General features: G+C 29.1%; 6 protein-coding genes. 4 read left to right on the forward strand and 2 right to left on the reverse strand.

The genetic code is table 11. The features are described 5' to 3' along the window. Position 1: 1 nt before the first annotated feature. A complete protein-coding gene (locus QZZ11_RS04380) occupies positions 2–1,693 on the reverse strand; it encodes a glutamate--tRNA ligase (RefSeq protein WP_292473933.1) in 1,692 nt (563 codons plus the stop codon). Between the two features lie 285 nt (positions 1,694–1,978). Here QZZ11_RS04380 and QZZ11_RS04385 point away from each other — a divergent pair, with 285 nt between their 5' ends. Continuing rightward, positions 1,979–3,439, forward strand: coding sequence for a sodium-dependent transporter (locus QZZ11_RS04385; protein WP_292473942.1), 1,461 nt, complete (start codon positions 1,979–1,981; stop codon positions 3,437–3,439). 179 nt (positions 3,440–3,618) lie between these two features. Further along, positions 3,619–4,665, forward strand: coding sequence for a CapA family protein (locus tag QZZ11_RS04390; RefSeq protein ID WP_292473935.1), 1,047 nt, complete (start codon positions 3,619–3,621; stop codon positions 4,663–4,665). A 34-nt stretch (positions 4,666–4,699) separates the two neighbouring features. Here the strand turns inward: QZZ11_RS04390 and QZZ11_RS04395 are convergent, their stop codons facing one another. Next, positions 4,700–5,395 (reverse strand): hypothetical protein, encoded by a 696-nt coding sequence (locus QZZ11_RS04395; protein WP_292473937.1) that lies wholly within the window; start codon positions 5,393–5,395, stop codon positions 4,700–4,702. 378 nt (positions 5,396–5,773) lie between these two features. Here QZZ11_RS04395 and QZZ11_RS04400 point away from each other — a divergent pair, with 378 nt between their 5' ends. Further along, positions 5,774–6,328, forward strand: a complete 555-nt coding sequence (locus QZZ11_RS04400; RefSeq protein ID WP_292473939.1) for a TetR/AcrR family transcriptional regulator — start codon at positions 5,774–5,776, stop codon at positions 6,326–6,328. Positions 6,329–6,353: 25 nt separating this feature from the next. Next, positions 6,354–7,484, forward strand: a complete 1,131-nt coding sequence (locus tag QZZ11_RS04405; protein WP_292473941.1) for an aldo/keto reductase — start codon at positions 6,354–6,356, stop codon at positions 7,482–7,484. Positions 7,485–7,537: the final 53 nt, after the last annotated feature.

The raw sequence follows: 7,537 nt of genomic DNA on the forward strand, positions 1-7,537 counted from the left end.
TTTAATTATGTGTATAATAGAATGTTATTCCTTCTTTAGTAATGTTGTCAACTCTGGCAAATCCAAATCTTTCAAGTTGTACCATATCATCTACTCGTACATCTTTACTGTCTGGTTCAATAAATCCGTTTACTTTGGTATTATCAGGCATCACAACAGTTGCTTTTACAGAACCTTCAATCGGTGACCATTGGATTATACTTGCATGTTTGCTTTGTGCTTCTTCCAGTGATTCACTATCATATGTACATGAATCTTCTGTTACATTAACATTAATTAAATCCATTAATCTTAATGGTTTACTATTATTTATAGCTTTGTCATAGTCATCTTTAGGAATATAAGCTGATCCCGTAAATTTAAGGGTTCTAAAACCTTTTTCTGGTTCATTGTAATGTAATTCACGTTCAAGGATTAATTCATTCTTATCTTCAGGTAAATCTTTTACATCTATTTCAACTGCTTCAGGGATAAAGAAATATCTGTTCGTTTCTTCTTCCATAATGTTACGATTTAATCCATAGATTTTTTTCCAACTTATAGTTGCATCCGCTTGTTTAGTTCCAATTTCTTCAATAAGTTCATATAAAACTTCTTTTTTAATTCCACGTCTAGCAATAGCCTTGATTGTTCCAAGTCTTGGATCATCCCATCCTGTGTATGTACCATCTTCTATTCCGGCACGTGCTTTGGAAGTACTTAATTCAACATCATCCATTTTAAGTCTACCATAATGAATAAATTCAGGAATTTCCCAATCAAAGTGTTTGTAAAGATAGGACTGTTTTTCACTATTTGCAAGGTGATCTTTTCCACGTAAAACATGAGTTATTCCCATTAAGTGATCATCAACAGTAACAGAAAAGTTCATCATAGGATAAATTTTGTATTTGTTACCAATTCTTGGATGTTCTTGAGTAACAATCCTCATAGCTACCCAATCACGAATTGCAGGATTTTTGTGTTTGATGTCAGTTTTTACACGTAATACAGCTTCTCCTTCTTCCATTTCTGGGAATTTATTCCAAAGAGCTAGATTTTCTTCTACAGTATTATCTCTACAAGGACATGGTTCACAGTTATCTTTAAGCTTTTTAAAGTCGCCTCCATCACATGTACACATGTATGCAGCACCACATTCTATTGCTTTTTGAGCGTATTCATAGTAAATTTCTAATCTGTCACTTTGTATGTATGCTTCATCAGCTTCGATACCTAACCATGCAAGATCTTCCGGAATTGCTTTGTATGCATCCGGTTCAACTCTTTTAGGATCAGTATCTTCTATTCTCAAAACAAGTTTTCCATTATATTTTTTCTGGTATAATAAATTAAGAATAGCAGCTCGTGCATGACCAATATGTAATGGACCTGAAGGGTTTGGCGCAAACCTAAGTTTTACGTTTCCATCTTTTATATTTTCAAGTTCAGGTAAGCCTTTTGGTTTCTCAGGAGCTCTTTTATGTTTTTCAACACCACCTAGTTTATCAAGTTCACTTTGTTGTTCTTCAGGACTCATAGCATTTACTTTTGCTACAAATTGACCTGCTAGTTGGCTAACTGTTTTAGGATCTTTTCTCATTTCAGGATGTTTACTCATAACCATACCAATAACTGATCCTGTTTGACAATTATTTCCATGCTCAACAGCGTTACTTAGAGCATATTTATAAATAGTTTCTTCAATATCCATTGATATCCTCCGTTTAACTAATAAAAAATGAATAAATTAAAAAGTAAAAATAAATTACCTATAAAATTTTTTTATCATAATATAATATATGTTTTTGAAGTTATAAAAAAATTTAGAATTCTTTTTATTCTTTTAAGATTAAAATATTTTTATTATTACTGTTTCTTTTACAAAATATATCTCAGTACATAAAAAATTGAGAATCGAAATAATTTAAAATAATAAATCTAATGAAATACATAAATATAATTAATATTGATTTGGGGGAGATAGATGTCTAAAACAATTGAAGATAATAACGAATATAAATGGAATAGTACATTTTCATTTTTAATGGCAATGATAGGTGCTGCAGTTGGTTTAGGAAACATCTGGCGATTTAGTTATGTATTATATTCTAATGGGGGAGGAGCATTCTTTATTCCATATGTTATTGCAATATTAATTATGGGAATCCCATTTTTGATATTGGAATATGGTTTGGGAGCAACTTTTAAAAATTCATTATCTAATATATTGAAAGGAATTAGGCCTCAATTGGAAGTCATCGGTTGGATAACAGCATTTCTTGTATTTTTAGTATTAACTTATTATGTTGTAATAATGGGTTGGGATTTAATATATTTCCTCTTAAGTTTCTTTAAGGGATGGGGAAGTAATCCTGATGCCTATTTCATGTCAAATATTGTTGTAGGTTCGGATAATTTAAATAATTTGGGAACTTTTGTTCTGCCGACTTTATTGGCTACAATTTTTATTTGGATATTAATATGGTTCATTTCTCATAAGGCTCTCGATAAAGGAATTTCTAAAGTTGTTTCAGTGTTAATTCCATTATTATTCATTATGATGGCAATTATTGTAGTATATGCATTGACCTTGCCTGGTATGTGGGGTGGAGTTACAGCTTTATTAAATCCAAATTGGAATTTGCTATTGGATATTAATGTTTGGTTGGCCGCATTTGGGCAGATAATATTTTCATTATCTATGGGGCAGGCTATAGCTGTTACTTATGCAAGTTATTTGCCTAAAGAATCTAGGTTAATAGATAATGTATTAATAGTGGTATTGTCAAATTCAAGCTTTGAAATATTTACTGCATTTGGAGTATTTAGTATATTGGGTTTCATGTCTTTAACCAGTGGTTTAGCAATTAATGAAATAGCAACAAGCGGTACTGGATTATTATTTGTTGTATTCCCGGAAATATTCAATGTAATGGGTAATGCGGCATATGTTATAGGTCCAATATTTTTCTTGTGTGTATTTTTTGCTGGTATAACTTCTGCATTAGCATTTTTAGAACCAATGACCTTGGCAGTATCAAAGAAATTTAGAATGCCTAGAATTAGATCAGTAACAATCTTATGCCTCTTTGGATTGTTATTGTCCTTAATTTATACAACAGGTTCTGGTAATTTTATTTTAACTATTGCTGATGAATTTATTAATCAATTTGGAATATTGCTGGCTGTTATATTACAGGCATTAATATTTGGTTGGAGTTATGGTATAGATAAATTATTACCTGTTTTAAATAGATATTCAACTATAAAAGTGGGAAAAATATGGATTATAGTAATAAAATATGTGTTACCTATATTTTTATCTATAATGTGGATAGTTGGAATTATAGATTTATTTGAAACACAATCTTCTACAAATATAATAATTCAATTGTTAATTGCATTGTTATTCGTTGTTGTACCGTTAATATTAACTATTTTACCTTCAAAAGACTAATATTTAGTCTTTTTTTTAACTATTTTTTCCGTTATATTTTTTTTTAAGTAATTACATAATATATTTTAGAATTAAAATGTTGTGATAATTTGAAAGTAAAAAATAAAATTATTATAATTATATTTCTTTTATTATTGTTAGGCGTATTATTATTTGCCTTGGATAGTCCTTTTTTGCACATGGCCGAAAATGTAGCTAATGGGGAAAGTATTGATATTGGAAATATATTGGAAGAAGGAAAAACTAGTAATAAGGGAAACGTATCTATTACAGTAACTGGTGATGTAATGTTTGGACGTAAAATGCCAGGAGTCTTATCATTAGATTCATCACCTTATCGTTATGTTCAAAATGTTACGGGGGATACTGATATTCTGTTAGTAAATACAGAAAACCCTTTTACAACTAGTGGAGATGCAGTTAAGCCAGATGTACCATTAAAAGCAAATCCTGATTATATACCATTAATTAATGGAACAAATGGAATGGTTATTTCAGCCAATGCTAATAATCACGTTTTTGATTATGGAATCACGGGGATGAGAGATTCAATTAAAAATCTGGAATCTAATGGAATAGCTCATATTGGTGCTGGAGAAAATAAACAAGAAGCTACAAAACCTGTAACAATTGAAAAAGAAGGGCATAATATTACAATATTTAATTATATGGATAGTGAAAACTTCCAAGAATATAGTCAATCGGTTATGCCTATAGCTACTGATGATAGTCCTGGATATTCTGCATGGGATGATACAGAAAGTGTTGAACAGATTAAACAGGCAAAAGAAAATGGTTCGGATATTATTTTAGTATATATGCATTATGGTAATGAGTATTCAAGAAGTCCGAATGAAAATCAAGAAAAAATATCACATTTAGCAATAGATGCTGGAGCGACAGCTGTTGTGGGTTCTCATGCTCATGTTACACAAGGAATTGAAATGTATAAGGGAAAACCTATCTTCTATAATTTAGGAAATTTCATGTTTGATCAGAGTAATCCTAATACACATTCAGCATACTTTGTTGAATTTGATGTTGTAAATGAAAATGTTACAGCAAATGTTTATCCTGTATATATTTCAGGTTATTTACCTCAATTTATGGATAGTTCTGATGGAGAAAGTTTATTATCCAGTTTAAGTCCTCATTGTGACGAAATGGAAATAACAGATCAGGGAACTGGTAAGATTAATTTCTCAATAAAAAATAGTACAGAGTAACTACATACTCTAATTCTTTTTTTTTAAAAAAATATTAAGAAGTAGTATTATTTACACTACTTGAAAAATTCCAATTGTCTATGTATTCAACTAATTCTTTATCGTGTTCTAATGTTACATTATGATTGTCTTCAGTATATGCTTCATAAATTACAGCAGCTACACCACCTTGATTTAATGGACTAGTTAAATAATAGGGGCTAGTTGGATTTTCTGGGGTAAAATATTTTATCCAATCAAAATTGTCAGCAATACTTTGACTTAATGTATAAGATAATTCATTTTCTTTGTTTGGTGTAAATATAAATCTTTGAACACCCCAAGCTCCATTACTATAATGAGAATCTACTGCAAAAGTAAAGTTATTGGATATGGCATCATTAACTATGAATTCTTTTGCCAATTTTTGTCCATTCATACGACTGGCTGAAAAATCTGTTGGATTTTCAGTAACATTTACTTTATAAATATAATAGCAATATTTAAGGTTATCCTCTTTTTCTTTAAATGCTTGTTCCATTAACTGGTGTGCACCTTTTTCTCTTGGATGGACACCAAGAATATAAGTAATTTTTACATTAGAACTTGTATTTCCATAAGGACCCTCTTTAACTACGTAACCTAATGAATTATTTCCTATTATTACTGTTGTTGGTTGAACTATATCTTCTAGAGTAGTGTTATTTTCAACCGTTTGATTATGATTATTTGAATTTACTGTAAAAATCATAATTAACAGTAAAATGATGAAACAAAATATAAGTATAGTATTTTTATTAATGTTGCATATATTTTTAAAGTCATAATTCTTTAAATTTTCTACATTTATGTTTGATAAGCTTTTCAAATTTAATTTAGATAATTCAGTTAAGTCTATTTGTGGAATTTTTAAAGAATTTTTTTTGGTATTAGTTTTTTTAGGTTTTAAGGATGGTTTATTATTTTTTGCCATTACATACCATATCCTCTTATTTTTTAACAGTTTTATCTATGTATCTGAATTTAATTATACCTTTTTGAATCGTTTAATATAATATTTAAATATATATATTAAAATGACTAAATAGTCATATATATAATAAGTGATATTGATTATCAGGATTTTAAAATGAACAATAAACAAGAAAGTATAATAGAATCTGCTCTAAAATTATTTAGTATAAATGGATATGGTTCAACAACAACTGCTGAAATTGCAAAAGAGGCTAAAGTTAGTGTTGGAACATTGTTTAACTATTATCCTACTAAAAAAATATTAGTTAATGAACTCTATTTATATGCTAATAGAAGTTATTGTGACTATACAAAAAATCTTGAAGAGAAACACGACTTTAAGAAAGGTATGATTGAGTTATGGGGAAGATGTATTGATTTCGCATTGGATAATCAAAATCTTTTTAGATTTATAATTCTTTTTAGGAATTCTCCTGTCATTACTGATGAAACTGTTAAACAAATTGAAGATGAATCAATATTCTTCGAAAATGTTTATAATAAATTTAGAAAAAGAAATGAAGTGAAGATGTACTACGATCTATTCAGTTATGTAATGTTTGGTTGTTTAGTTGCAACACTGGAATTTATTGAAAAGAATCCGGATAAGGATATAAATCATATAAAAGAAGTTTCATTTGATTATCTTTGGGATGGAGTTAACCCTTGATTTAATTTATTTAATAGGTGATATAATGGATAAATTTGGATTTGGTATGATGCGTCTACCGCAATTGGATGAGAATGATCCAACTAAAGTAGATATTGAACAGGTTAAAGAAATGGTGGATGTGTATATAGCTAATGGTGGCAAATACTTTGATACAGCATATCCTTATCATAATGGTGTAAGTGAATTGGTATTAAAGGAAGCAGTTGTAGATAGATACCCTAGGGAAGATATTATAGTTGCAACAAAATTGCCAATTTTCTCAGTTTCAAAACCGGAAGATATGGAAAAATATTTCAACGAACAATTGGAAAAATGTGGTGTTGAGTATTTTGACTATTATCTTATACATAACATAAATGAAATGACACACCATGCAGTTTATGATTTTGATTCATTTGATTTTGTAAGACAAAAGAAAGCCGAAGGTAAAATAAAAAATATTGGATTTTCATTCCATGATAAATCTGAAGCATTAGTTGAAGCATTAGAAGCTTTTCCTGATTGTGACTTTGTTCAACTTCAAATAAACTATTTGGATTGGACCAGTTCTTCTATAGAATCACAAAAATGTTATGAAATTGCTACAGAATACAACAAACCAGTTATAGTAATGGAACCAGTTAAAGGAGGAGCATTAGCTAATTTACCAGAAGTTGCTGAAAAAATATTTAAAGATTATGATGCAAATAGTGAAAATGTTTCATGGGCTCTACGATTCTGTAATGATTTGGATAATGTATTCATGATTTTAAATGGTGTAAGTAGTCTTGAACAAATGGAAAGTAGTATTAATATCTTTAAAGATATTAAACCACTTAATGAAGAGGAATATAACTTAATTAACAAAGCAAGAGATATTATAAATGATTTAACACCGATTAAATGTACTGAATGTAATTACTGTATTGAGCATTGTCCAGTTCATATTCCAATCTCTAAATATTTCTCAACATATAATGCGTATCATATTAACAAAATACAAAAAGGAGATATGATAAATTCAGCAGTAGCTTACCTGGTTTTAGCTGAAACAGAAGGTAATGGTGCAGCAAATGAATGTATTGAATGTCATGCATGTGAAAAGTACTGTCCTCAACATTTAGAAATATCAGAATTATTAAAAGATGTTGACAAAGAATTAAATCGGTGTTAAATCATTTATAATATCTCTTGCTTTGTTAATTAAGTTATATTCCTCTTCATTAA

Origin of the sequence: Methanosphaera sp. (assembly GCF_016282985.1) — an archaeon.
Lineage (GTDB): Archaea > Methanobacteriota > Methanobacteria > Methanobacteriales > Methanobacteriaceae > Methanosphaera.